Genomic DNA, 25,616 nt, shown 5'->3' on the forward strand with positions numbered 1-25,616 from the left:
CGGTCAAACCTACGCCGCGCGGCGGCCCGCTGTTTCGGAGGATTTGCGAGCGGGCGTCATGGATGTTAGGCTGCCGCCATGGGTCGGGTCCCGCCCGCTGCCGGTGGCCGCTGAGGTGGATGATGGGTGGCGCTGGCGGGGATCCCCCCCTGATCAAGGGCGCCTTTGGATAGGCGGCCTTCCCCATCTTTCCGGGACATCGCTCATGAAAAACGAATTCAAGGAACTCCAGTCGTCGAATCCGAAGGAGCTGCGCGGGCTTGTGTATCACTTCCTGCGCCTCGAAAGGAAACTCTTCCTGCGCTCCGACATCCTGCTCGAATTCCGCCGCTATTGCGAATCGGCGGAAGGAAGCTGCCTCTGCAAAACCGGCGCTCCGATCGTGGTGGGCTCGATTCAGGAGGCGGCCGTGACCGGCTCGTCGATTTACCTCGCGCTTCGTCCCGGCATCGCCCGTTGGGAATACTACCGGCTCGATTCGGAGCCGATGACCGTGGAGCAGATCTCCACCCGGGACTTTCTCCGAGCCAAGGAGAGCTTCGTGCAGGGCCAGCGGAGCGATCAGGAATCGGTGCTCGAGATCGACCTGCGGCCCTTCCAAAAGGCATCGCCGAAAATGGAGCGGCCCCGCTCGATCGGACGAGGCGTGCAGTTTCTGAACCGCCACCTCGCCGGCCGCCTGCTGGTTCGCAACGGTCGCGGAGCGGAACTGCTTTTCCATTTCCTCCACGAACACCACCACCGCGGCCGCCAGCTCATGCTGAATGCCGCGATCTCCGATGCCGACGGGCTGAAGGAGGCGCTGCGCGAGGCCATCCGGTTCCTGGAGGAAAAGCCGGCCGACACCCCGCTCGCCGAGCTGCAGCACACCTTGGTCGGGCTTGGCTTCGAGCCGGGCTGGGGACGGGATGCCGGCAGCATCGCCGAGATGATGAACCTGCTCTCCGAGCTGTTCGAAGCCCCGGATGCCACCTTGCTGGAGGACTTCCTGAGCCGGATTCCCATGATCTTCCGGCTCGCGATCCTCAGCCCGCACGGCTTTTTCGGACAGAGCCATGTGCTGGGGAAACCCGACACCGGCGGACAGGTGGTCTACATCCTCGATCAGGTCAGGGCCCTGGAAAAGGAGCTCCGCGATTCGCTCCGCGAGCAGGGACTGGACGACGTGGAGCCGAAGATCGTGGTCATCACCCGGCTGATCCCGGAGGCGGGCGACACCACTTGCGACATGCCCGTCGAGCGCATTCACGGCACGCGCAGCGCCGAAATCATCCGCCTCCCCTTCCGCCACGGAAACGGCGAGGTGGTGCCCCACTGGATCTCGCGATTCAAGGTCTGGCCTTACCTCGAACGCTTCGCGCGGGAGGTGCGGCCGGAAATCCTCGGCCGTCTCGGCGGCCGGCCGGACTTCATCGTCGGCAACTACTCCGATGGCAACCTGGTCGCGAGCATGCTCGCGCACAGCCTCGGCGTCACCCAGTGCAACATCGCCCACGCCCTGGAGAAGACGAAGTATCTCTACTCCGACCTCTACTGGCGCGAGCACGAGGAGGAGCACCGCTTTTCCTGCCAGATCACCGCCGATCTGATCGCCATGAACACGGCGGACTTCATCATCACCAGCACCTACCAGGAGATCGCCGGCACCCCGGAAACGCTGGGCCAGTACGAGAGCTACCGTACTTTCTCGCTGCCCGGACTCTATCGGGTGAGGTCGGGGATCGATCCCTTCGACCCCAAGTTCAACATCGTGTCCCCCGGTGCGGATCCGACGGTCTTCCGCCCCTACGATGCGGAATCGACCACCCCCGCGGAGATGGCCGATGACGTGGCCGACCTGATCCACGGCGGCGACCGGCCCGACGCTCTGGGCGGATTCGACGACAAGGAAAAGCCGATGCTTTTCGCCATGTCCCGGCTGGATCACATCAAGAACATGAGCGGCCTTCTGGACTGGTATGGCGGCAGCCCGGAGCTCCAGGAAAAAGCCAACCTGCTGTTGGTGGGCGGTCATTTCCGCGCCGAGGACTCGGGCGACGAGGAGGAGCGCGGCCAGATCCGACTGATGCATGACCTCATCGCCCGCCACGGCTTGCAGGGAAAGGTCCGCTGGGTCGTCATGCAGACGGACAAGATGAAGGTCGGCGAGTTTTATCGCTACGTGGCGAGGCACCGCGGGGCCTTCGTGCAGCCGGCCCGGTTCGAGGCCTTCGGCCTGACGGTGATCGAGGCCATGACCAGCGGGCTGCCGGTCTTCGCCACCCGCTACGGCGGGCCGCTGGAGATCATCGAAGATGGCGTCTCGGGCTTTCACATCGATCCCAATGACGGCCCCGCCGCGGCGGCGGTGATGGCGGAGTTCTTCGAGGTTTGCGATCGAGATCCCGACCGCTGGACCGGGATCTCCCGTGCCGCCATGCAGCGGGTCGAGGAGCACTACACCTGGAAGCGCTACGCCCGCCGGATGCTGTCGCTGTCCCGCATCTACGGCTTTTGGAAATACATGACCAATATCGAGCACGCGGAAACCCGGGCCTATATCTCGATGTTCTATCACCTGATGTACAAGCCCCTCGCCGAGCGGGTGCCGGAGTGACCGGTGGTCACGCCTTCGGCTTCCGGGCCGCCAGCGCCACGGCAGTCACGAGCATCACGGCCATCGCCACCGTCGCTGGCACCGGCGGGAGACCGAGGGCGATCGCCGCATAGGCCAGTGCCGCGGCGATGGCGGCGGTGAGTGCGTAGGGCAGCTGCGTCACCACGTGCTCGACCGGCTCGCAGCCGGAGGCCAGCGCGCTGACGATGGTGGTGTCGGAAAACGGGCTCGCGTGATCGCCGAACACCGCCCCGCCGAAGACCGCGCCGATCACCACGGGCAGCAGCCGGGGATCCAGCTCCGGCGCGGCCTGTGCCAGCCCCAGAGCCAGCGGCATCAAGAGCGCCATGGTTCCCCACGAGGATCCGGTGGCGAACGCGGTCAGCGCGGCCGTTCCGAAGACGGCCAGCGGCAACCAGTTCGCCGCCACGTGTTTTCCCAGCACCGCCTGCAGCGCCTCCGCGGCACCCATTGCCTCGAACACGCTGCCCAGGCTCCAGGCCAGCACCAGGATGACCAGCGCCGGAAGGAGTCCGGCCGCGCCCGCCAGGGCCGATGCCCCGATCCGGCCGTCGCGCGGGTGACAGGCCGCCGCGGCGAGCAGGCCCGCGATCGACCCCGCCACCAGCGCCACCGGTCCCGCCGAGCCCGAGGCCGCCTCGCGCCACGCCTCCAGCGAGAAAAGCCGCACCGGATTTCCCGAAAACAACTGGAACGACAACGCGATCGCCACCGCCAGCACCCCCAGCGGCACCAACGCCCGCCACGCACTCGTCGCCGCGGCGGGAGAGGTAGTTGCGCGCGCAACTACTTTCGACGCGCGCTTCATCGGGCCCGGTTCCCAGCGGAGGAGGATGGCGGTGGGGACGAGGAGGAGGGTGAGGAGGCAGTAGGGGTTGCCGGGGATGGATTGGAAATAAAGGGCGTAGGGGTCGGCCGCGGGCAGGCTGTCGCGGATCAGGGTCAGCTGGGTGGCGATCCAGGTGGAAATGAAGGCGACGCAGGCGACCGGGGAGCTGGTCGAATCCACCACCCAGGCCAGCTTGGCGCGGGAAATGCCGGCATGGTCGGCGGCGGGGCGGGCGATCCGGCCCATGAGCAGGCTGTTGGCGAGGCCATCGAAGAAGCACAGCAGCCCGAGCAGGTACGCCGAACCTAGTATTTTCCGGTCGGCCGCGGCGCCGCCGATCATGCGCTGCAGGAGGGCGGCGAAGCCGCCGGAGGACTCCAACACGCCGGCGAAGGCCCCGAGCAGCAGGGTGAAGACCAGCGCGCCGATGTGCCACGATCCCTCGAGCGAGGGGAACAGGTGATCGCTGAAGCCGAGGCGCGCGGCTTCGAGGGGATGCCCGCCGGCCAGCATCAGGCAGCCGGCCACCACGCCCGCGGCCAGGCCGGCCGCGGCCTGGCGGGTGACCACGATCAGGACCAGCGCCACGAGCGCCGGCCAGCATGCGGCCCAGGCCCCGGCCGCGCCGGAAACGGCCAGGGCGAGCGTCGCGGCCAGCAGCGTGGTGGCGGTCCAGACGGATTTCATCGCGGGCACTTTGCGGGGTGCGGGTCGTTTGGCAAGGCACCGGGGCATGCTAACTTGCGGCTTCGGATGGATTTTCTGACGGCAGGCGACGGATGGTTCGCCCGGCTCTGGTTCGAGCGCGGGCTGGCGGGGCTGTATGCCGTCGCCTTCCTCTCCGCGCTGCGGCAGTTTCCCGCCCTGCTCGGGGAGCGCGGATTGCTGCCGGTGCCGGAGTTCCTGAGGCACCACCGCTTTCGGGAGGCACCGTCCTTGTTTCACTGGCGGTACGGCGACGGGTGGTTCCGGGTGGTGGCGGGCACGGGGTTGATGCTTGCCGTCGCGATGGCGCTGGGGGCCTTCGCGTCATCGCCGCTGGGGGTGGGCACGATGGTCTGGCTGGCGCTGTATTTCCTCTACCTGTCGATCGTGAATGTCGGCCAGGCGTTCTACCGCTTCGGCTGGGAATCGATGATCCTGGAGGCCGGCTTCTTCGCGGCTTTTCTGGGGCCGACGTGGATGGAGCCCTCGATGCTGCCGTCGCTCATCCTGCGCTGGATGCTGTTCCGCGTGGAGGTCGGCGCGGGCCTGATCAAGCTGCGGGTCGGCGGGGTGTGGCTCGATCGCACGGCGCTGTATTTCCATCATGAGACGCAGCCGCTGCCCAATCCCCTGAGCCGCGGTTTCCACCGGCTTCCCCGGTGGATGCTGCGGGGAGGCGTGGGGTTCAGCCACGCGGTGCAGGTGGCGGTGCCGTTCGGCCTGTTCCTGCCGCAGCCGGTGGCGGGTATCGCCGCGGCGTTGATCATCGTCCATCAGTTGCTGCTGATCGTGGCGGGAAACTATGCCTGGCTGAACTGGCTGACCGTGGTGCTTGCCTTCGTGGCGCTGCCGGACGGGTGGCTGGCGGCGGTGACGCCCGCCGCGCCGCCGGCAGCGCTCGCCCCGCGGCCGCTGGCTTGGGAAATCGGATTGCTGGGGGTGACGGCGGGGACCGTCTGGCTGAGCATCGCGCCGGGGCGGAACCTGTGCTCGAAGCGCCAGCGGATGAACTTCTGCTGGAACCGCTGGCACCTCGTGAACGCGTACGGGGCCTTTGGATCGGTCACCCAGCGGCGCCACGAGATTGTGATCGAGGGCACCCGCGCCGAGGTGGCCGGAGACGCGGCCGCGGAGTGGCTGGCGTATGAATTCAAAGGCAAGCCCGGCCGGCCCGACCGCACTCCGCCGCTGGTCGCGCCCTATCACCTGCGGCTCGACTGGCTGATGTGGTTCCTGCCGTTTTCCGTCCGGGAAACGCCGCGCGGGATCGTGGTGATGCGCGAGGAAAGGTGGTTCCGGGCGCTGATCGACAAGCTGCTGGAGGGTGATCGGGCGGTGTCGCGCTTGCTGAGGAGCGATCCTTTCAGCGATGATCCGCCGAACTTCGTGCGGGCCCGCTATTTCCACTACCGCTTCACCACGCCATCCGAGCGCCGCGAAACCGGCGCGGTGTGGAAGCGGACCTGCCTCGGTGACTACCTGCCCCCGACCCGCCTGCGATCCCGGAAATGAAACATCCCGACCGACCAACCATGCTGTGGGACGGCGACTGCGGGTTCTGCGGTCGCTGGATCCGGCGCTGGAAAAAACTCACCGGCGAGGCGGTGGCCTACCATCCCTATCAGGAAGTGGTGCACGAGTTTCCCCAGCTCACCGCGGAGCAGTGCTCGCAGGCGGTGCAGTTGGTGATGCCGGATGGCCGGGTGCTGAGCGCCGCGCATGCCGTGCTGCAAGGCTTGGCCTGCGGCGGGCGGGCGGGGTGGCTGCTGGCCTGCTATCGTCGCTCGCGGGTGTTCCGGGCGGTGGCCGAGGCCGGCTACCGTTTCGTGGCGGCCAACCGGTCGTGGCAGCCGGGCTGATGCGCGATCGCTGACACCGGCGGGCGTTTCATGAGGTCGTGCCCAGCGGGTGGCGACGCCGGTTGGCCATGTAGTATAGGACCGGGACGGCCATGCGGCTGATCAGCAGGCTGGCGATTTCCCCCGCCATCAAGGCGATCGCCAGTCCCTGGAAAATCGGGTCCGCCAGGATCACCGCGGCCCCCACCACCACCGCCAGCGCGGTGAGCAGCATGGGGCGGAAACGCACCGCACCGGCGTCGATGACCGCCTCCGCGAGCGGCATGCCTTCGCGGATGCGCAGCTCGATGAAGTCGACGAGGATGATCGAGTTCCGCACCACGATGCCGCCGCCGGCCATGAAGCCGATCATCGAGGTGGCGGTGAAGAACGCACCGAGCAGGCCGTGGGCGGGCAGGATGCCGACCAGCGAGAACGGGATGGCAACCATCACGATCAAGGGCGTGAGGAAGCTGCGGAACCAGCCGACCATCAGCACGTAGATCAGCACCAGGCACGCGGCGAAGGCCGCGCCGAGGTCGCGGAAAACCTCGATGGTGATGTGCCACTCCCCGTCCCACTTGAGCGAGGGATCGGTCGTCGTGAAGGGTTGGCTGGCGTTGTAGATCTTCAGCTCCCCGCCGCTGCCGCCGAACCGCGTGGTATCGAGCTGGCGCAGCTTTTCATTCATCTCGAAGATCGCATAAACCGGGCTCTCGACCACGCCGGCGACGTCGCCGATGACATAGGTGACCGGCACGAGGTTCTTGCGGTAGCGGCTTTTCCCGACCGGGACCTCCTCGATGTGCGCCAGCTCGCCGAGCGGCACGCCCTTGCCGACGCGCAGGCCGAGCAGCTCCCGGGGATGGGTTTTCGCGGAGCGCGGCAGCTCAAGGCGGATCGGCACGTCCTCCTTTTCCTCCGGCTGGTGGAGCAGGTCCACCTCCTCGCCGCCGACGGCGATCTTGAGCGTCTCGGACAGCGAGGCGGCGCTGATCCCGTGCAGGGCGGCCTTTTCCTTATCGATGACGAAGCGGGCCTTGCGCTGGTCGGCTTCGACATACCAATCGACGTCCACGACGCCGGGCGTTTCGTGGAAAATCCGCTTCACTTCGGTGGCGAGCCGGAGCCGGTCGGCATCGGACGGGCCGTAGATTTCCGCGACGAGGGTCTGCAGCACCGGCGGGCCGGGCGGCACTTCGGCCACGGCCACGCGGGCGCCGAAGCGTGCCGCGATCGCCTCGAGGGCCGGGCGGATGCGCTTGGCGATGTCGTGGCTCTGGGCGTCGCGCTCGTGCTTGCCGGCGAGGTTGACCTGGATGTCGGCGACGTGCGGGCCGCGGCGCATGAAGTAGTGGCGGACCAGGCCGTTGAAGTTGAACGGGCTGGCGGTGCCGGCGTAGAGCTGGCAGTTGGCGACCTCCGGTTCCTTGCGGATCTCGCGGACCATTTCCCGGCCGACGCGCGCGGTTTCCTCCAGCGGGCTGCCCTCGGGCATGTTGAGGATCACCTGGAACTCGCTCTTGTTGTCGAAGGGCAGCATTTTCACCTTCACCCAGCCGATCCCCACCGTGGCCATGGCGGCCAAAAGCAGGACCACGATGCCGACCAGAAACCCCCAGCGCCAGGCGGCGTGGTGGATGAGCGGACCCATGACGCTGCGGTAAAGGCGCGTGAAGAAATCCTCGGGATGGTCGTGGCCCGCGTGACCCGCGGTTTCCCCGGCGGCACCCGGCGCGGTGAGCTGCGAGTATTTCTTGCCGAGCTTCAGGATGCGGATCGAAGCCCAGGGCGTGACGATGAAGGCGATCAGCAGCGACCAGAACATCGCCGCGCTGGCACCGATCGGGATCGGCCGCATGTAGGGGCCCATCAGGCCGCCGACGAAGGCCATCGGCAGCACCGCGGCGATCACCGCGAAGGTGGCGAGGATGGTCGGGTTGCCGACCTCGCCCACGGCCTCCACGGCGATCTTCGACCACGGACGGCCCTTGCTTTCCGGCAGGTGGAAATGGCGGACGATGTTTTCCACCACGACGATGGCGTCATCGACCAGGATGCCGATGGAAAAGATCAGCGCGAAGAGCGTGATGCGGTTCAGCGTGAAGCCGTGCAGGTAAAATACCAGCAGGGTCAGCGCCAGGGTGGCCGGGATGGCGATGCCGACGATGCCCGACTCCCGCCAGCCGAGCGACAGCCAGATGAGCAGCGCCACGCTGACCACGGCGATGCCCATGTGGAGCAGCAGCTCGTTCGACTTCTCCGCCGCGTTCTCGCCATAGTGGCGGGTGATGGAAACGTCGACATCGCCGGGGATGATCCGCCCCTTGAGCGAATCGACCTTTTTCAGGACATCGGTGGCCACGGCGATGGCGTTGGCGCCGGGGCGCTTGGCGACGGTAAGCGTGACGGCGGGCTCCATCGGGCCCGCACCGCCCCCGGCCGGGCCGTTTCCGAAAAGCACATACTGCGAGGGTTCCTCGCCGCCGTCGCGGATCTCGGCGACCTCGCGCAGATAGACGGGGCGGCCGTCGAACACGCCGGCGACGACCTTGCCGACTTCGTCGGCGCTGGTCAGGAAGGCGCCGGTTTCGATCAGGATCTCATCGCCATCGCTGGTCAGGCTGCCGGCGCTGAACTGGCGGTTGGCCTGCCGGAGCATGGGCACCAGGGCATCGAGGGTGAGGTGGCGGGCGGCGAGTTTCACCGGATCCACCAGCACGCGCACCTGGCGGTGCGATCCACCGATCAGGTCGGTTTCCGCCACCTGACTCACGGCTTTCACCTCCTCCTCCACCTGGGCGGCGATGCGGCGCAGCATCAGGTGATCGTAGCGGTCGCTGTGGAAGGTGAGCGCCAGGATCGGCACGTCGTCGATCGATCGCGGCTTCACCAGCGGCATGCTGGCACCCATCGGGATGCGGTCGAAATACGAGCGCAGCTTCTCGGTCAGCTTGACCAGGCTGGCATCGGGATCCTCGCCGACCTTGTAGCGCACGATCACCAGCGACTCGCTGTCGCGGGAGGTGGAGTAAACGTATTCGACGCCCGGGATTTCCCAGATCAGGCGCTCCATCGGGCGGGTCACGCGCTCCTCGACTTCCTTGGCATTGGAGCCGGGCATGGCGACCATCACGTCGATCATCGGCACCTTGATCTGCGGCTCCTCCTCGCGCGGCAGCAGCAGCACGGCGGCAATGCCGAGCAGGATCGAGGCGACGATGACCAGCGGCGTGAGCTTCGAGTCGATGAAGGTCGCCGCGATGCGCCCGGCGATGCCGGGGCCTGGATGGCCTCGGTCGTTCATGGTGCCACCTCCACTGGCTGGCCGTCGATCATCCGCGAGCCGGGATCGATGGCGATGGTCTCGCCTGCTTCCAGTCCGGAAAGGATTTCCACGTCCTCGCCGAGCGGCTGGCCGGTCTTCACGAGGCGCAGCCAGGCGTGGCCGTCGGCGATCACGAACGCGCACTCCATCTGGCCGCGCTGCAGGATGGCGGTGGCGGGGATGGCGAGCGCGTCGGACTCGGCGACGGGCACGGCCACGCGCCCGAACATGCCGGCGCGCAGCGCGGCGTCCGCCGGCAGGTCGAGCTTGATGCGGAAAGTGCGGGAAACCGAGTCGGCCACCGGCGCCACCTCGGAGACTTTGGCGGCGATCGGGTCGGTTCCGGAAAAGGTGACCCTCAGGGTATCGTCGAGGCTTACCTTGCCGAGCAGGGCCTCGGGCAGGTCGGCCTCGAAGCGCAGGGCCTCCGGCGCCTCGATCCGGGCCAGCGGCTTGCCGGGCATGGCGAGGTCGCCCACCTCGGCCAGCTTGGCGGTGACCACGCCGTCGAAGGGCGCGGTCACGCGGGCGTGGCCGAGCATCGTTTCCGCCTCGGCCAGGCCGGCGCGGGCCACGCGCTCGCGGGCGTCGATGTTTTCATAATCCTGCCGCGTCACGGCGTGGGACTTGAGCAGGCGCTGGTAGCGGTCGAGCTCGCGGCTGGCCTGCTCGGAGGTCGCGCGGGCGGCCTCGACCTTGGCGCCGATCTCGCTGGCATCGATCTCGGCGATCAGGTCGCCGCTTTTCACCGCCTGGCCGGTGGCCACGAGGTAGCGTTCGATGCGGCCGCTGACCTTCGCCTCGACGGTGGCCTGGTGTTTCGACCGCACGGTGCCGACGATGTCTTCGGAAATGGCGTGCGGCCGGGATTTCACCGGCTGCACCTGCACGGTGGTGGTCGGAAGCGGCTCGGGCTCCGCGGCTTCGGGTCCGCGTTTCCCGCAGGCGGCCAGCAGGCCCAGCGAAAGCGCGGCGGCGAGGAGGGGCGATGGTTTCATGGAGGCAGTCCGGGCGGGTTTCAGAGGACGGGCAGGCCGAGCGCCTTGCGCAGCATCACGATCGCGCGCAGGCGGTCGACCTCGGCCTCGCTGCGGTGGACGCGGGCGACGGTGAGGGCGGTTTCGGCGTCGATCAGCTGGGTGGCGAGCGCCAGGCCCTCGGCGTAGCGGCGGGTGACGAGCTTGACGCTCTCCTCGGCCTGGCCGACGGCCTGCGAGGAGACGGCGAGGCGCTCGTTGGCTTCCTTGAGGCCGAGGCGCGCCTGCTTGATTTCGAGGTCGATCGAAAGGCGCAGCATGCGGCTGCGCTGGCGGGCGGCCTCGGCGCGGGCGATCGCGGCCGCGGCGCGGCTCTGCTTTTCGCCGCCGTCCCACAGGTCCCACTTGAGGCGCACGCCCACGGTGTAGTTGGCGGCGCCGCTGTCGTGGCGGGTGCCGTAGTTTTCCTCGACGCTGCCGAAGAGGTCGACGCGCGGCTTCTTGCCGGCCTTGATCTCGCGGATCGCGGCCTCGGCGGCCTTTTCGGTGGCGGCGGCGGCGCGCAGCTCGGCGCGTTGCGGGGAAACCTCGCCCGGAGCCGGAATGCCGGGAGTACCGCCGGCGATCTCGACCTCGCCGGTTTCGCGGCCGAGCAGGTTGCGCAGGGCGTGGCGGGCGAGTTCGTGGCCGTTGCGGGCCCGCGCCAGGTCCTCCCGCGCGTAGGCCAGGCGCACCTGCATGTCGAGCAGGTCGGTGCGCAGCGAGGTGCCCTCCTTTTCCCGCTCGCCGATCACGCCGAGGTGCTCCTCGTAGGCCCGCACCGCCGCCTCGGCGGCCTCGACCAGCGACCGCGCGCGCCACACCGCCAGGTAGGCGGCCGCGGCCTCGGCGGCGAGCTGCTGGTGCACCGCGGCCTGGCCGTGGCGGGCGGCTTCGAGCATGGCGTCGGCCCCGTCACGCGCGGCCGTGCGGCTGCCGCCGGCGTAGAGCGGGTAGGCCACGGTCCCGCGGAGGTTGAAGTTGTCCGTGTCCGGCACGTCGTTGAAGTTCAGCGAGGGCGAGTAGGCCTGCTGGTTGAGCACCGAGCCGAAGACTGAAACGGGGTTGTTCGTCAGCGCATAGGACGCCTCCACGCTGACCCGCGGCAGGAAGGCCGATTCGGCCTGGGCCAAGGTCGCCCGCGCCTCGGCGATCCGGCTCTGCGCCAACGCCGCATCGGGATTCGAGCGCACGGCCTCGTTCACCGCATCGGCCAGCGAAAGCACCTCCGCCGAGGCGGAAAAACCGCCGAGCGCCAGCATCGGCAGCAGTTTGAGGAGGATGGAAAAACGGATCGGCACGGGTCGGCAGAAGCCTGCCCGCTCAATCAGCCTTAATATGACTATAGAAGCAAGTAATTATATTCAACTTTCCGTCGGGTTTGGGTCGATCAGTCCTCCACGACCTCGACATCGATCACTTTTCCGTCCGAAACGGAGCGCGGAGCGGCCGGTCCTTGGGCGGGTGGCGAGGCTGCCATCCCGGGCACCACCAGTTGCACCCGGCCTTTCAGCGAGTCCTTCAGCCGGTGCACCACCGCCGCGCGCACCGGCGGGGTGAGCAGCAGGAAACCCAGGGTGTCGGTCAGGAAACCCGGCGTCAGCAGCATGGCCCCGGCGACCAGGATCAGCAGGCCCTCCATCACCTCCTGATGGGGCAGCCGGCCCGCCGAAAGCGACTGGCGGTACCGGTTGAGCACCCGCAGGCCCTGGCTCTTGGTCAGGTAGGCGCCGAGAAAGCCCGTCAGGAGCACGATCGCCAGCGTCGCCGGCAGCCCGATCCACTCGCCGACGGTCAGGAACAGAAACAGCTCGATCACCGGGATGGTGATGAAAAACATCAGAAGTCGGCCGAACATCGCGCCGGGACCCTAGCACTCCTGGGGATTCGATCCAGAGCAGGGTCGGGTTCAGAGGGCGGGAGGCTTCGACCCGGGGTCTTCTCCGGGTCTTCCTTCCGGCGGTTCGCCTTGCGACCGGCTTCTGCCTTGTTTCACGCCTTGGAGCGAGGTAGGGGATCGGGATGATGGAAAGCTTCCTTTCGTTTCCCCGCCGAGCGATCCAGGCGCGCCGCCGCGGGTGCTGGGCAACGGGTTTTCTGATCGCCGCGATGGCTTCCGGGATCATCCATGGCGAGGAAACGGAGGATCTCCAGAAGTGGGAAGTGACCCATTCGGCCGAGGTGACCGCCGCCCGCAAGCCCGTCGCGGATCTTGTCGAATCCTGCGCCAGCCATTTGGAGAAATATCGGGACGCTGCGCAGCAGGAAGGCGACTTGGAAGGCGTGCTCGCCGCGCGAACGGCGCTGGATCAGCTTCGCGGCAACGAGACGATGACGCCCAGCGAGGATCCGGAGGTGGCGCGGATTCAGAAAATCTACACCAGTACGCTCGAGAAGGTGGTGGCCGAGACCGATGCCGCGGTTGCCAAGGTGAACGCCGCTTACGCGGAGCGCCTGCGGGCGTTGGTCGTCCGTCTCACCAAGGCGGGCGAAATCGAGAAAGCCAGCGCGGCCAAGGAACGGCTCGACGCGCTCGAAACCGAGCCGCCGGCGGAGGCCGCGCCCACCAGCGATCTCGAGGCGATCACGACGTGGCGCAAGCGGGCGTTCGAGGATTTCCCCATCCTCCTGAACCGCAATTCGGCCGAACACAGGACGATGGCGGCACGGATCAAGGAGCTGGAATCCAACTCTCCCGAAGTGCTCGAAAACCCGAAATGGTTCTACGATCTCGCCAAGCAGGTTTGCTCCGAAACGCCGGCCTCGGGTGGGCAGATCCCCGAAGATGCCAAATCCCTGAACGGCGTTTTCTATCGGGCCTACCGCGAGAAGTGCAAATGGACCGAGGCGAAGGAAAAGTGCGAGAAGCTCGGCGGTCGCCTGGCGATCATCCGCAGCGCGGAAATCCAGGCCCTCATCAACAGCCTGCGCCAGCCCGGCAACAACGACGGCTGGTGGCTCGGCGCCACCGATGAGCGCAGGGAAGGCCGGTGGGTGTGGCTCGATCGCACCCGCATGCGCTACGAGAACTGGGACAAGGATGAGCCCGGCAACCTCGGCCCCGACGGCGAGGAGGACTACCTGACCATGCACCTCGGAGGAAAGTGGAACGACTGCGCCAACATCGTCGCCGACGGCTACGTCTGCGAATGGACGCCTCCGGAGGACTGACCGCGGGATTCGCAAGCTCCCCGGAGACGACATCCTGCCGATCGACCCCTCACTTTTTCCGCCGCCGCTGCCACCAGATGCTCATGCCGCTGAGGCAAAGGAGAGCGGGGGCGAGGCCGGCGGCGGCCCACAGGGTCTTCGACACGGGGCCGCCGAAGTTTCCGAAATGAAGCGGCTCGAAGGCGTCGAGGATCTGGGCGCCGAGGCCGTCGGTGGTGAGGTCGTGGACGGAGATCAAACCGCCGGTTTGGGAGTCGAAGGCGACCTGCGAGCCGTAGGGGCTGCGGAAAAAGGCGGCGTCCTCGGCCCGACCCCACAGGGTGAAGGGGCCGCCGGGGGCCCAGGGGAAAGAGATGTAGTTCGTTTCGAAGCCGGGAAGCGCGCCGGCGGCGCGGTCGGGAAGGGAGGCGACGTCGAACCCGGCGGCGAAGAGTTTTTCGTGAAACAGCACCTCGTCGGCGGCTTCCTCGTGCGGGTGGGTGAGGCCCTCGATGACGTGCGAGAGATTCCACCACGCGCCGGTGAAGCCGAGGAGCAGGTTGAAGGGCACCGACCAGACGCCGACGAGGCGGTGGAAGTCGCCGCTGAGCATGCGGAAGCTGGATTTCAGCCGCAGGCGGAAAAGCGACTTCCAGAAACGGCGGTAGAGGTAGAGCCCGGAGAGGCCGAGGAAGCACAGCGCGACGCCGAGCAGCCCGGTGATGGCGAGGCCGACGTGCTCGAGGAAGAAGGCCGTGTGGAGGTCGAGCAGCCAGCCCTTGAAGGTGGTGTTCTCAAGCTGCGGGCTGCTGAGGACTTGGGCGCGGTAGGGATCGAGGGTGATGTAGCGCCACTCGCGGGTGCCGAAGGGCATGACGTAGGCGCCATCGGCGGCACGGGGGTCATCGCGGTGGAAATGCCAGCCGGTGACGGCGTGGTCGGGCAACTCGGCCTCGACGGCGGCGACCAGTTCGTTGAGCGAACGTCGGCCTTCCGGGGTGGGTTCGACGCGGGTCTCCGCCGGGCGCAGCAGGCCGTCGATTTCCTCGTGAAACACCAGCAGGCTGCCGCTGAGGCCGATGACGAGCAGGCCGAGCCCTGCGAGGAGCCCGGCCACGGAATGCAGTCGCCAGAAGAGTTTGCGCACGGGAAAATCAGAACTGGCAGGTCGCCGAGAACATCAGCGTGCGCGGCGCGCCGACGGTCAGGTAGCCGGCACCGGGGAAACCGCCGGCGGAGGCCCAGTAGTCGTTGTCGGTCACGTTTTCGACCCGCGCGCGGAAGGTGAGCACCTGGCCGCTGTCGAGTTCGGTGGTGTAGCGCGCGCCGAGGTCGAGGCGGGTCCAGGAAGGCACTTTCTGGGTGTTGGCGGCATCCGCGTACTGCGAGCTGGTGTGGATGATGCGGCCATCGAGTGTGACGCCGGGAAGGAACGGCAGGTCCCACTCGCCGCTGAGGTTGCCTTGGAAAGTGGGCGAGCCGATCTGGTCGGTGCCGAACTTTTCGGTATCGAGCAGGCTGACGCCGCCGAGCAGGCGGACGCCCTCGGTCGGCTCGCCGAAGAGCGTGAGCTCCAGGCCGCGGTAGCGCTGGTCGCGGATTTCCTCGAAAACGCCCGCCGGGTTGACGCCGGCGATCGGTTTTTCACTTTGAAACACGCCGAGCGAGCCGCCGAAGCAGTCGAAGTCGAACTTCACGCCGGCCTCGATCTGTTCGGTGACGTAGGGGTCGAGCGCCTGACCGGCATTGACGATGGGGACGCCGCCGGAGGTGGCCGGGGCGATGTCGCCCTTGGTGAGGCCCTCGATGTAGTTCACGTAGGTCGCGAACTGCGGGGTGATCTGGTAGAGGATGCCGCCGACCGGGGTCCACTCGCTGGCGGTGTAGCCGGAGGTGAGCGCGCCGGTGTTGTAGTCGAAGCTGTGGACTTCGAGGTTCTGGTAACGAAGGCCGCCGATGACGACCAGGCGGTCGTCGAACATCGAGATCATGTCCGCCGCGGCGAAGCTCGAGGTGCGGGTGCGCTCGGTCATCAGGGGCGAGCCGAGGTTTCCGCCGACAAACGCGGTCGGGGCGGGCGGCGCAACGGGCGTCGGGAAATACAGGTTGTTGGCGAAGCCGGCGAAGTTCGAGAAGGCGTAGGCATTCTTCGATTCGAGTTCGTAGGCAGTGGCCGAGAAGCTCGGGCGGTGGCGGATCGGGCCCGTATGGACATCGCCCCGCAGGCCGATCTCCCCGGTGACGATCGAGTCCTCGCGGACGTTGTCGAAGCGGTAGGCGCTGGTGGTGCCGTTGGCGGCGGTGACGGTCGGGTTGGCGAAGGAGTTGTCCTCGTCGCCCTCGCGCCCGCCGACCGCGGCCCACAGGGTCCAGCAGTCGTTGAGATCATATTCGCCGCGGAGCACGCCGAAGAAGTCGCTCTCATTCGAGAAGGTCCACGGCTGGGCGATGCTGCGCGAGGCATCGGGCGCCGGCAGGATCGGCACGCCGGGGGCGAAAGTGATGCTCGGCTGGGTGGCGTCGCGTTCGAGGTTCTGATAGCCGAGGTCGGCGGACAGGCGGAAGCGGTCGCCGCGCCAGTCGAGCCCCAGCGCGATCAGGCCGAGGCCGACCGACTCGCCATCGACCGCGGTGTCGCCATCGCGCAGCAGCCCGTTGAGCCGCACGCCGAGTTGGTCGTCGTGAAAACGTTGGGCGAGATCGACCGCTCCGTAAAGTTGGCCGCCGCTCTGGATGCCGGTGGTCAGCTCGTAGAGCGGGTCGTTTCCGGCCCGCTTCGGCAGCACGTTGACGGTGCCGCCGAGGCTGCTGCCGCCGGGTGCCGCCCCGTTGAGGAAGGCATTGGCGCCGCGGAAAACTTCCACCCGCTCGACCAGTTCGGCGGCGAGATACTGGCGCGGCAATAGACCGTAGAGGCCGTTGTAGGTCATGTCGTCCGAATAGACCGGCAGGCCGCGGACGAGGTAGGTCTGCTGGAAATTCCCGAAACCGCGAGCCACCCGGACGGCGGGATCGTTGAGCAGCACGTCGCCCACGCTCTGCGCCTGTTGGTTGGCGATCAGCTCCTCGGTGTAGTTGGTGGAAACGAAGGGCGTCTCCATGTAGTCGAGCGCGCCAAGGATCCCGACCCGTCCGCCGCGGGCGACCTGGCCGCCGGCGTAGGCCTCGGCGAGGCCCGCCGCGCTGGCATCGGCACTGGCCGTGATCACCAAGGCATCCAGCTCCTCCTCGACCCCTTCAGAAACTTCGGCGTCCTGGGCATGAAGCGTCGTCAGGCAGGCGGTGAGGCCGGCCAGAGCGACGAGCCAGCGCCGGCAGTGAAGGCGGCCGGCAAAACCGGCCCCGACGGAGAAGGGATGGGTGGAGGCATTCATGGTTGAAGTCGTTGTTGCGACGCAGTCGCAGGAGCGACATGAAAAGTTCGACCCAAAGTGTCAATGCGGAATCTCCTCTGTCTCGGCGGGTTGCTGGCGATCGATGCCAACGACTTCGGTCCCTTCGTCGCGCTCCCCAGCGGGCCTTGGCATCGGAGCGGCGTGCCTGTGGCCACCGAGGGGGAAGGTGGCCGTTTCCTCGAAGTGGGGGCGGGCTCGGGAGCTTGAGTTAACTTTGCGTGAGTCGGGGCGGGCTGGGAAGCTTGAGTCAATTTGGCTGCGCAGGTCGTCCCGACTTCTCACCGTGCAGGGCGGGATCGAATCGGCGGCCGCAGGCGCGCCGCGCCTGTCGGAGTTGACCGTTTCGTGGAGCGGCGATAGCTCAGGGGCGTCGAATCACTGCCTTTTCCCGCCCGCTTGGCCCGGCCAGGCGGGCTTTTTGTGCCCTCCCGCCATGAGTTCCGCCGATCTCCCCGCATGCACTTCCTCGCTCCGCCTCGCAGGCGAGGCGCGGGCCACGCTGCGGCTGGCGTTGCCGTTGATCGTGGGGCAGCTCAGCCAGATGCTGATGGGGGTGGCGGACACGCTGATGATCGGCTGGGTGGGGGTGACGCCGCTGGCGGCCTCGTCCTTTGCCAACACGCTGATCTACCTGCCGATGATGTTCGGGATCGGGATGTCGATGGCGGTTTCCATCCGGGTCTCGCAGGCTCGCGGCGCGAAGGACCCGGAAGCGGCCCGGGCGGCGCTGCGGCATGGGCTGCAGATCACGATCGGGCTCGGCCTGCTGACCCTGCTTCTGGCCACGGCCATGCTGCCCTTTCTCGGCATCTTCCGGCAGCCGCCGGAGGTGATCGCCGCCGTGCCGCGCTATTTCCTGCTGGTGGCGGCGTCGATGGTCCCGGCGATGGCCTCGATGGCGGTGAAAAACCATGCCGATGCGATGAACCGGCCGTGGCCGATGTTTTGGATCACCCTGGGCGGCGTGCTGCTGAACGTGCTGCTCAATGCCGTCTTCATCTTCGGCCATCTCGGGATGCCGGCGCTCGGGCTGGAGGGCGCGGGGCTGGCCACATTGGTGGCGCGGACTGCGACCTTCATCGGCATGATCGTGTGGTGCCTGCGGTCGCCGGAGCTGCGGGACTGGGTGTCCTACCGGTGGTTCCGGCGGCCGGAAATGAAGGCGCTGAGGGACCTGTTGCGGGTCGGTTTCCCCGCCAGCATGCAGCTGCTGGCGGAGGTGAGCGCGTTCGTGTTCGCCACGCTGATGATTGGCACGCTCGGGGGCGCTGCGCTGGCTTCCCACCAGGTGGCGATTTCCTGTGCGGCGACGGTTTTCATGGTGCCGCTGGGGCTTTCGATGGCGCTGACCGTGCGGATCGGCGAGGCGTGGGGCGCCAAAGAGCCGGAGCGGATGCGGCCGATCCTGGCCAGCGGCTGGGCGCTCGGGCTGGTGTTCACCGTCTTCAGCGCGACGGCCTTCCTGGTTTTCCACCGCCCAATCGCCGGGTGGTTCATCGAGGAGCCGGAGGCCTTGTCGGTGGCCGCCGGGCTGCTGGTGGTGGCGGCGGCATTCCAGTTCAGCGATGCCATGCAGATCCTTTCCGCCGGCGCGTTGCGGGGGCTGGATGATGTGAAAGCACCGGCCTGGATCGCCTTCGGGGCCTATTGGGTGGTATCGATCCCGCTGGGCTGGGTGTTGAGTTTCCCATGCGGCTTGGGAGCGAAGGGTGTGTGGTACGGGATCACGGCGGGCCTGACCCTGGTCGCGATCGCGCTCGGACGTCGGGTCTGGCGAAAAACCGCACCCTCGGCGGCGACGCCCTTGACCGCGAACCAAGAAGGCTGAGGGGTTTCACGCCGAAAAAAGAAGGGCCGCGCACTCGCGCGGCCCTTATAGTGTCATGAAACTTGTTCCAAGGGATCCCCTTCGGATGCACGCAGAGTGCGGGTTTCTGACAACGTTGTCATGTCCCTACTTTTTGGGACACAGGCCAAGCGGGCGGCAGCGGTGCCGGCTCACGAGTCGGTCGTTGGCGGGACCGTTCGTCCGACGAGGGGAGGGCTGCCGGGGAGCAGCCCGGAGGAGGGATCGCCGGTCGTGCTGGTTTCGATCACCCCCATCGCATCGCGGAGTTTTCCGCTGAGGGTCTCCACCAGGTATTCGTTGCCGGCCAGGTGAGCCCCGGGGCTGTCGAGGGCGGCGACGAGGACTTCGAGCTCGGCGGGCGTCAGTGGAACAGGCGTGGTCATGCTTTCGATCCGGCGCATGGGGCGTGCCAAGGCCAAAGCAGCCAGCAGCGGGGGCGAGCCCCGATCGGCGGGCGGACATCTGCACTCCGGCGGGCCGGTGGCGGTGCAGAATGAACCCGGCGGGACGCGTTTTTCCCGAACGTTTTCTGAAAGGTGGGAATGCACCTCCCGAAGCGCCCCCTCCGCGGACCGCGGCAAAGGGTGCCTGACCCCAAAATCCCAAAACCTGAAAACGATGAACAAACCTACCTCCCTCCCCGCCCTGACGGCGCTCCTCGTGCTGGCGGGTGCCACCATGGTGCACGGCGCCGTGACCATTCAAACGACCGGCGCCCTCGGTGGCTACGGTGGCTCGAACCTCGACATGAACGTCTTTTTCGACGGCGCCGGGGTGTCCTCGACCGGTAGCCCGTTTTTCACGGCTCCGGGCTCTACGGTTCTCGCGGGAGCCTTCGGCGGCTCGGTGGGCATTTCCTTCGATGCCATGGCCGACGTCAGCCTGGCGCCGGCGACTTTGGGCGATGAGCTGACCGACGCCAACTTCAACGTCGACGGGGCCGGATTCGTCGGCGTAGCCGGCGGACCGAACAGCGGTGGCATCGGCGGCAATGCCACCCAGCACGAGGGGATCCGGATCACCTTCGATGAAATCACCGGCATCAGCCCGTCCATCGGGATTCGTCTGACCGGGATCAGTGTGCAAAACGTCGGCCGCCCCGGCACCGACACCGCGGGCGAGTCGTTCACAATCGTGAACCTGATGACCCGCCAGTCGGTGACCTTCGACCCGCTCGCCGAAAGCCTGAGCGCCGGGACCTTTGACGTGAGCGGGCTGGATATTTTCCGTGTCGGGGGCGATGCCGGAGACGTGGCTTCCATCATTTCCGGGGACATCGGCGGCTTCCGGATCGACGGCCTGACTTTTGAAACCTTCGCCGTGCCGGAGCCCTCGGTCGCCCTTCTGGGTGGCGTCGGGTTGCTCGGCCTGCTGCGCCGCCGGCGGGCTTGAGCCCACGGGCTTTCCGCTGAAACCCATGCTTGTGTCGCCACTCGGGGAGCCTTTCCGCCGGGAAGGCTCCCCCTTTTTTCGCAATCCTTGATGAAACCCATGCTTCACCCCGTCCGCCTGGCCCTGCTCGGCCTGCTCCTGTCCCTCGGCACCGCCCTCGGCGCGCCCAACATCCTGTTCATCTTCATCGATGACATCGGCTGGGGCGACATGTCCTGTTATGGCAGCCCGGTTCAGGACAAGCAGGGAAATCCGATCACGCCGAACATGGACCGCCTGGCCTCGGAGGGCATTCGTTTCACCAACGGCTACGTGACCTCGCCGATCTGCTCGCCCTCGCGGGTGGGTGTGCTGACCGGCACCGAGCCGGCGCGACATGCGATCTACAGTTTCCTCGACAACCGCGCGCACAATGCCAGCCGCAACATGAACAACTGGCTGCAGCCGGACTGCGTGACCACCGCGCGGATGTTCCACCAGGCCGGCTACGCCACCGGCCAGTTCGGCAAGTGGCACATGGGCAACGGCCGTGACGTCAACGACGCGCCGGTGCCGGGGGCTTATGGCTTCGACCGTTCGCTGGTCGCCTTCGAGGGCAACGGCGACCGCCTGCTTTATCTCAACAACAACGGCACCAAGGACGGCCTCTCCTCGGCCAACGAGGATGCCTCGGCGGGCACCTACGAGTATGTCTACTGGTACGAGGCGGCGGGGACCGATGTCGACCACGCGCTGGATTTCATCACCGAGGCGGTCAACGCCGACCAGCCGTTCTATGTGCACGTGCCCTTCAATGACACGCACTCGCCCTACAACGTGCCGCCGGGGCAGGAGAACGACTTCGACCACATCTCCACCAACACCAACGCCAAGACCTTCCTCGGCGAACTGCACAACCTCGACGCCCAGATCGGCCGGCTGGTGGACGGGATCGATGCCCTCGGCGTGGGAAACAACACGCTGGTGGTGGTGATCGGCGACAACGGCGCGCCGGATGACAACATCAACGCGATCCTCAACCGCAACGGCGGCCTGCGCGGCGGCAAGGGCAACCTGTTCGAGGGCGGCATCCGCGAGCCCTTCTTCATCCGCATGCCGGGCACCGTGCCCGCCGGCGTGGTGAACTCGACCACCGCCGTCTCGACCTTCGACCTGCTGCCCACCTACTGCTCGCTCGCCGGCCTGCCGGTGCCCAAGTCGCCGCTGGCGGGCGAAAACATGGCCGACGTGTTCACCGGAGCCACCCGCCCGCGCAGCCGGCCGTTGTTCTGGGAATTCGGCACCGTTTCCAACGACTCGCCCGCCAGCCCGAAGCTCGCGGTGCGCGATGGCGACTTCAAGCTGCTGCGCAATCCCGATGGCTCGAACGCCCAGTTCTACGACCTTTCCGTCGACCGCAACGAGACCACCAACCTGATCAACGACGCCGCGCACGCCGGCACCATCGCGGCCATGTCCGATCTACTGGAAACGTGGTACCAAGAGCACGTGCTCGGGAACTTCGAGCGCCCGCAGACGGTGGTCTCCGAGGTGAACGACGAGCAAAGCGGCGGCAAATCGGTGCGGCTCTACTGGGACACCCGGCCGGGCGACTGGCAGGTGCCGCTGGTTTCCGAAGACCTGCAGCAGTGGGTCGAGGCCGGGCACGACGTGCAGGACACCGAGATCACCCGCGGCACGCTGCGCTGGCTCGATTTTCCGCTCCCCGCGGGCTATGACGAAAAGGCCTTCTTCCGCACCACCCAGCCGGAGATCGAGATCATCCCGGGCACGCCGGTTTACTTCGTCAGCGCGGCGGGCGAGATCCGCGTCTTCACCGGCATCAGCGGCGGCGAGCTGCCGACGCTGGGCCACAGCCTCGGCACCGGCACGCTGGCCAACACGGTGCCGGCCTACGGCGGTTATCAGGGATTCACCGAGGTCCCCGCGCGCGGGGTCTACGGCGTGGCCGGAAATGGCGACGTCCACCACTGGGCGAGCCGCCAGGACTGGATCGATGGTGCCACACCGGAGGTCGCCGCGACCGGCGTCTACGCAACGGGCGAGTTTCACGGCATCAGCTACGACGGCGCCACCGGCGGCATCTATGCGATCATCGACGCCGGTGGCGGCGACCTCGCCGAGTATCCGACGCTGGCCGACTTCCTCGCCGGCACCAACGCCTTCGTGACCGGGGCGAACTACGGCGGCAACACGCTGAATTTCTTCTATCCGGGCGAGGACGCGCCAGGCAACGCGAACACCGCCAACGCGGGCTCGAACTACTTCCAGGTTTCCGGCGGCGGCGATCTGGAGGGCTGGCTGACCCTGCCCGACTATGTCACCAACGCCGGTGCCGGCGGGCGGCAGTTCGCGCAGGGGGGCTTCTCCGGGGCCGTGGCTGCGTTCGCGGAAATCGATGCCGCGCCGGTCTACTTCGTATCTTCCACCGGGGAGATCCGCGGGTTCACCGGCATCGGCGCGGGCGACACGCCGGTCTCGGCCAACAACCTCGCCGGCGGCGTGCTGGCCGGCACGGTGGCGGCCTATGGCGGATATCAGGGCTTCACCCAGGTCCCGGGTGACGGCATCTACGGCGTTTCCAGTAGCGGCGACGTCGATCGCTGGCCGACCTTCGAGGCCTGGCTGGCGGGGGATGCCCCGACCACGGTGGGTGCCGGGTCCTACCATGCCGGCGAGCTCCACGGCATCAGCTACGATGCCGATACCGGTGGCCTCTACGTGATCTACGAGGGATCCAATAGTTCACGCGACGATGGCGACCTGGGTGAATACGCCACGATCGAGGATTTCATCCATGACACCAACGCCAGGGTCACGCCCTCGACGTATGGCGGCAACATCCTCAACTTCTACTACCCCGGGGAGGACGCTCCGGGCAACGCCAACCGGGCGAACCCGGGCTCGAACTACTTCCAGGTCGCCGGGTCCGGCGATCTCGAGGGCTGGCTGACGCTCGAGGACTACACCGTCCTGCGCACCGGTGCGGGTGGCCGTGAATTCGTCAAGGGTGGCTACGGCGGTGCCGTGGCCGCCTTCGCCCTGATGCCCTGAGCTTCAGGCACCGAAATGGTTCAACAACCACGCCACCACCAGCACCTGCGGGGTGGTGATGAACGGGAGGGCGAGGGTCGCCTTCCACGACTTGGTCGTTTCGCGCAGCGCCATGATCTCGGTGTAGTCGGTGGCCGCCCCCGCCATCAGGAAAGTGAAGGCATTGCCCGGAGCACCGGCCCGGGTGAGCAGGTCGGCGGCGATCGGGCTGGAACCCTCCGAGCAGACTTCGATGATCGTGGTCGCCACCAACGTGAGCAGCAGGCCGATCAGACTGGGGCCGAAGTAATGGGAAAAGATATCGGTCGGCACGAAGGCGCGGATCGCCGCGGCCATGGCGATGCCAAAGAAGATCCAGCGCAGGACCATCTTCGATTCGCCGAGGCCGTCTTTCACGATGCGCCGCAGGTTGCCATCGCCGGGCCGGACGCCCGCCCACGCTTCCTTCAGGCCGTCCTTGAGCCGGTAGCCCGCGATCATGTCGATGCGGTGCTCGTTTTCCGGCAGGACGCCGCGTTTCACGAAAAAATCGGCCAGCCGCCCGGCCACGATGCCGATGAGCATCGAGAGCGCGACGAAGGCGAGCGTCCATTTCAGGCCGATGAGGCCGATCAGGATCAGCGTGAGTGAGAGCGAGTTCCACGGGCTGGAGACGAGGAAGGCGATGGTCTGGCCGAGCGACGCGCCTTTTCGATAGAGCTGCATGCCGACCATCAGGATGCCGTGGTTGCAGAGGTCGAGCAGGGTGCCGGCGAGGGTCGCGCGGACGATGCCGCCGAGCGTGCCGCCCTTGCCGAGCAGCTTGGCCACGACTTCCTTCGGCACCTGGCCGAGCACGCCGACGGCGGCGATGCCGACGAGGATGCCCCACCAGGCCTTCGACATCATGTCCCACGAGCCATGCGCGAAGGTCCGCCACCAGCCGGGTCCGGTGCCGAGGAAATGGCCGGCGATGCCGGCAGCGACCAGCACCAGCGAGCCCCACATCAGCCAGTCGATGCGACCGCCGCCTCCGCAGCAGGTGCTTTCCCCGCCGCCTCCGCAGCAGGAAGCGGCCGGCTTTTCGGCAGGGCCGGCGCAGCCGCAGGAACTGGCCGCGGGGTCGGCAGAGCAGCAGCCTGAGTTGGCCGTTGAAAGGTCCGGCAGCTTCGGCATGCGGCCCAAGTTCAGCCCCGGAGTGGACGGTTTCTTGTCGGGATCGGGCAAGGGATCAAAGCTCATGAAAGGCGGCGGCGGTAGAGTTGGATGAGTTCCTCAAGGCGCTGCTCGAGGTGTTTGGGTTCGCAGGAGGCCTCGGTCACGCAGTGCCTCACGTGGTCTTCCAGCAGCTTTGCCTCCAGCCCGCGCAGGGCCGAGTGGACGGCGGAAATGGTGTGGAGGATCTCCGGGCATTCGCGGTTTTCCCCGATCATCCGGCCGACTCCCTGGAGCTGGCCGACGATCCGGTTCACCCGGCCCAGAAGCGGTTTGGAGGCCTCGGCATCGCGTTGCATGCCGATACCCATGGGGGGTATGTGAATTTTGTCAAGGTGCGAGACGGCAACAAGGCTTGGCGGAAGCCGGACTCCGCGCCAGTTTGAGGACATGGAAGTCAGGGTGGAGGGGCTGGTGAAGGCGTATGGACGCAAGCCCGCGCTGAGCGGGTTGGACTTGCGCCTGGGGGGCGGGTTGGTGTGCCTGATCGGCCTGAACGGCGCGGGCAAAAGCACGCTGCTGGGGTGTCTGGCGGGATTGCTGGTGCCGACGGCGGGGCAGGTCCGGTTCGACGGCGCGCGCTTTTCCATGGATGACCTGGCTTTGCGCCGCCGCATTGCCTGGTTGCCGGATCAGCCCTTCGCCTACGCTGAGCACAAGGTGATCGAGCACATCGCGATGGTGGTGCGGGCCTACCAGGTGGAGGTGGACGCGGCCGTGGAGGCGCGTTTGCTCGGGTGGCTCGAGGAGTTCGGGATGCTGGAACTGGCGGAGGAGCGGATGGGACAACTGAGCCGCGGCCAGCACTACAAGGCGGGTCTGATCGCGCAGATGGCGGTGGCACCGGAGTTGTGGTTGTTGGATGAACCTTTCGCGTCCGGAATGGATCCGCGGGGACTGGCTGCCTTCCGGCGGGAGGCCAGGGCGCGGGTGCAGGCAGGGGGAACGGTCGTGTATTCGACCCAGATTCTGGAGATCGCCGCGCGTTTCTGTGACCGCATGCTGGTGTTGGATGGGGGCAAGCTGGTGGCGGACCTGACCAAGGCGGACCTCGAAGCCATGCCAGAGACGGGACCGGGAAGTCTCGAAGAGCGTTTCGGCGATTTCAAGGAGCAGCCATGATTCAGTTCGATCACAAGCTGGCCGGGCGCCTGAAATCCCAGACCCGGAAGCGTCGGAAACCGCGGCATTTCTGGCAGCGGATTCCCTGGCGATCGGATCAGAAGGTGCAATGCCTGCGGCCGTGGAT

Annotated in this window: 19 protein-coding genes; 9 read left to right on the top strand and 10 right to left on the bottom strand. The window is 67.2% G+C overall.

Going from position 1 to position 25,616, the window contains the following annotated elements; genetic code table 11:
• Positions 1-205 precede the first annotated feature (205 nt).
• Positions 206-2,596, top strand: coding sequence for a sucrose synthase (locus ABXH26_RS01635; protein WP_353565283.1), 2,391 nt, complete (start codon positions 206-208; stop codon positions 2,594-2,596).
• A gap of 7 nt (positions 2,597-2,603) precedes the next feature.
• On the opposite strand, the gene ABXH26_RS01640 is transcribed toward ABXH26_RS01635, so the two are convergent.
• Positions 2,604-4,133, bottom strand: coding sequence for a Na+/H+ antiporter NhaC family protein (locus ABXH26_RS01640; protein ID WP_353565284.1), 1,530 nt, complete (start codon positions 4,131-4,133; stop codon positions 2,604-2,606).
• A 66-nt stretch (positions 4,134-4,199) separates the two neighbouring features.
• On the opposite strand from ABXH26_RS01640, the gene ABXH26_RS01645 reads away from it, so the two are divergent.
• Positions 4,200-5,663, top strand: a complete 1,464-nt coding sequence (locus ABXH26_RS01645) for a lipase maturation factor family protein (protein ID WP_353565285.1) — start codon at positions 4,200-4,202, stop codon at positions 5,661-5,663.
• Positions 5,660-6,010 (top strand): thiol-disulfide oxidoreductase DCC family protein, encoded by a 351-nt coding sequence (locus ABXH26_RS01650; RefSeq protein WP_353565286.1) that lies wholly within the window; start codon positions 5,660-5,662, stop codon positions 6,008-6,010. The genes ABXH26_RS01645 and ABXH26_RS01650 overlap by 4 nt, the downstream gene beginning before the upstream one ends.
• Before the next feature lie 28 nt (positions 6,011-6,038).
• On the opposite strand, the gene ABXH26_RS01655 is transcribed toward ABXH26_RS01650, so the two are convergent.
• The 4 genes from ABXH26_RS01655 to ABXH26_RS01670 all read right to left on the bottom strand — a co-directional run bounded on the left by ABXH26_RS01655 (position 6,039) and on the right by ABXH26_RS01670 (position 12,173).
• Positions 6,039-9,296, bottom strand: a complete 3,258-nt coding sequence (locus ABXH26_RS01655) for an efflux RND transporter permease subunit (protein WP_353565287.1) — start codon at positions 9,294-9,296, stop codon at positions 6,039-6,041.
• Positions 9,293-10,315, bottom strand: a complete 1,023-nt coding sequence (locus ABXH26_RS01660; protein ID WP_353565288.1) for an efflux RND transporter periplasmic adaptor subunit — start codon at positions 10,313-10,315, stop codon at positions 9,293-9,295. Before ABXH26_RS01660 ends, ABXH26_RS01655 begins: the two co-directional genes overlap by 4 nt.
• A gap of 20 nt (positions 10,316-10,335) precedes the next feature.
• Positions 10,336-11,634, bottom strand: a complete 1,299-nt coding sequence (locus ABXH26_RS01665; RefSeq protein WP_353565289.1) for a TolC family protein — start codon at positions 11,632-11,634, stop codon at positions 10,336-10,338.
• An 89-nt stretch (positions 11,635-11,723) separates the two neighbouring features.
• On the bottom strand, positions 11,724-12,173 hold the full coding sequence (locus tag ABXH26_RS01670; protein ID WP_353565290.1) for an FxsA family protein: 450 nt from the start codon (positions 12,171-12,173) through the stop codon (positions 11,724-11,726).
• 269 nt (positions 12,174-12,442) lie between these two features.
• On the opposite strand from ABXH26_RS01670, the gene ABXH26_RS01675 reads away from it, so the two are divergent.
• Positions 12,443-13,504, top strand: a complete 1,062-nt coding sequence (locus ABXH26_RS01675) for a C-type lectin domain-containing protein (protein ID WP_353565291.1) — start codon at positions 12,443-12,445, stop codon at positions 13,502-13,504.
• A gap of 49 nt (positions 13,505-13,553) precedes the next feature.
• Here the strand turns inward: ABXH26_RS01675 and ABXH26_RS01680 are convergent, their stop codons facing one another.
• Both ABXH26_RS01680 and ABXH26_RS01685 read right to left on the bottom strand, forming a co-directional pair.
• Positions 13,554-14,630 carry a PepSY-associated TM helix domain-containing protein gene (locus ABXH26_RS01680; protein WP_353565292.1) on the bottom strand — a complete coding sequence of 359 codons (1,077 nt, stop codon included), beginning with the start codon at positions 14,628-14,630 and terminating at the stop codon, positions 13,554-13,556.
• Positions 14,631-14,637: 7 nt separating this feature from the next.
• The gene (locus tag ABXH26_RS01685) at positions 14,638-16,857 is read right to left on the bottom strand and encodes a TonB-dependent receptor (protein WP_353565293.1); all 2,220 of its coding nucleotides are present in this window, start codon (positions 16,855-16,857) and stop codon (positions 14,638-14,640) included.
• Between the two features lie 63 nt (positions 16,858-16,920).
• Here ABXH26_RS01685 and ABXH26_RS01690 point away from each other — a divergent pair, with 63 nt between their 5' ends.
• Both ABXH26_RS01690 and ABXH26_RS01695 read left to right on the top strand, forming a co-directional pair.
• Positions 16,921-17,085, top strand: coding sequence for a hypothetical protein (locus tag ABXH26_RS01690; protein WP_353565294.1), 165 nt, complete (start codon positions 16,921-16,923; stop codon positions 17,083-17,085).
• A gap of 226 nt (positions 17,086-17,311) precedes the next feature.
• On the top strand, positions 17,312-18,706 hold the full coding sequence (locus tag ABXH26_RS01695) for an MATE family efflux transporter (protein WP_353565295.1): 1,395 nt from the start codon (positions 17,312-17,314) through the stop codon (positions 18,704-18,706).
• Positions 18,707-18,876: 170 nt separating this feature from the next.
• Here the strand turns inward: ABXH26_RS01695 and ABXH26_RS01700 are convergent, their stop codons facing one another.
• Positions 18,877-19,110: a hypothetical protein gene (locus ABXH26_RS01700; RefSeq protein ID WP_353565296.1), complete on the bottom strand. Its 234-nt coding sequence runs from the start codon at positions 19,108-19,110 to the stop codon at positions 18,877-18,879.
• Positions 19,111-19,345: 235 nt separating this feature from the next.
• On the opposite strand from ABXH26_RS01700, the gene ABXH26_RS01705 reads away from it, so the two are divergent.
• Both ABXH26_RS01705 and ABXH26_RS01710 read left to right on the top strand, forming a co-directional pair.
• Entirely contained in the window at positions 19,346-20,119 is a 774-nt protein-coding gene (locus ABXH26_RS01705) for a PEP-CTERM sorting domain-containing protein (RefSeq protein ID WP_353565297.1), read from the top strand.
• Between the two features lie 90 nt (positions 20,120-20,209).
• The gene (locus tag ABXH26_RS01710) at positions 20,210-23,173 is read left to right on the top strand and encodes a sulfatase-like hydrolase/transferase (protein WP_353565298.1); all 2,964 of its coding nucleotides are present in this window, start codon (positions 20,210-20,212) and stop codon (positions 23,171-23,173) included.
• A 3-nt stretch (positions 23,174-23,176) separates the two neighbouring features.
• Here ABXH26_RS01710 and ABXH26_RS01715 read toward each other — a convergent pair whose 3' ends face one another.
• Positions 23,177-24,328: a permease gene (locus ABXH26_RS01715; protein ID WP_353565299.1), complete on the bottom strand. Its 1,152-nt coding sequence runs from the start codon at positions 24,326-24,328 to the stop codon at positions 23,177-23,179.
• Between the two features lie 62 nt (positions 24,329-24,390).
• On the bottom strand, positions 24,391-24,678 hold the full coding sequence (locus ABXH26_RS01720; protein ID WP_353565300.1) for a metal-sensitive transcriptional regulator: 288 nt from the start codon (positions 24,676-24,678) through the stop codon (positions 24,391-24,393).
• A gap of 79 nt (positions 24,679-24,757) precedes the next feature.
• Between ABXH26_RS01720 and ABXH26_RS01725 the strand changes: the two genes are divergently transcribed.
• The gene (locus ABXH26_RS01725) at positions 24,758-25,489 is read left to right on the top strand and encodes an ATP-binding cassette domain-containing protein (protein ID WP_353565301.1); all 732 of its coding nucleotides are present in this window, start codon (positions 24,758-24,760) and stop codon (positions 25,487-25,489) included.
• The last annotated feature ends 127 nt before the right edge of the window (positions 25,490-25,616 follow it).

Source organism: Haloferula sargassicola (assembly GCF_040362925.1).
GTDB classification, from domain to species: domain Bacteria; phylum Verrucomicrobiota; class Verrucomicrobiia; order Verrucomicrobiales; family Akkermansiaceae; genus Haloferula; species Haloferula sargassicola.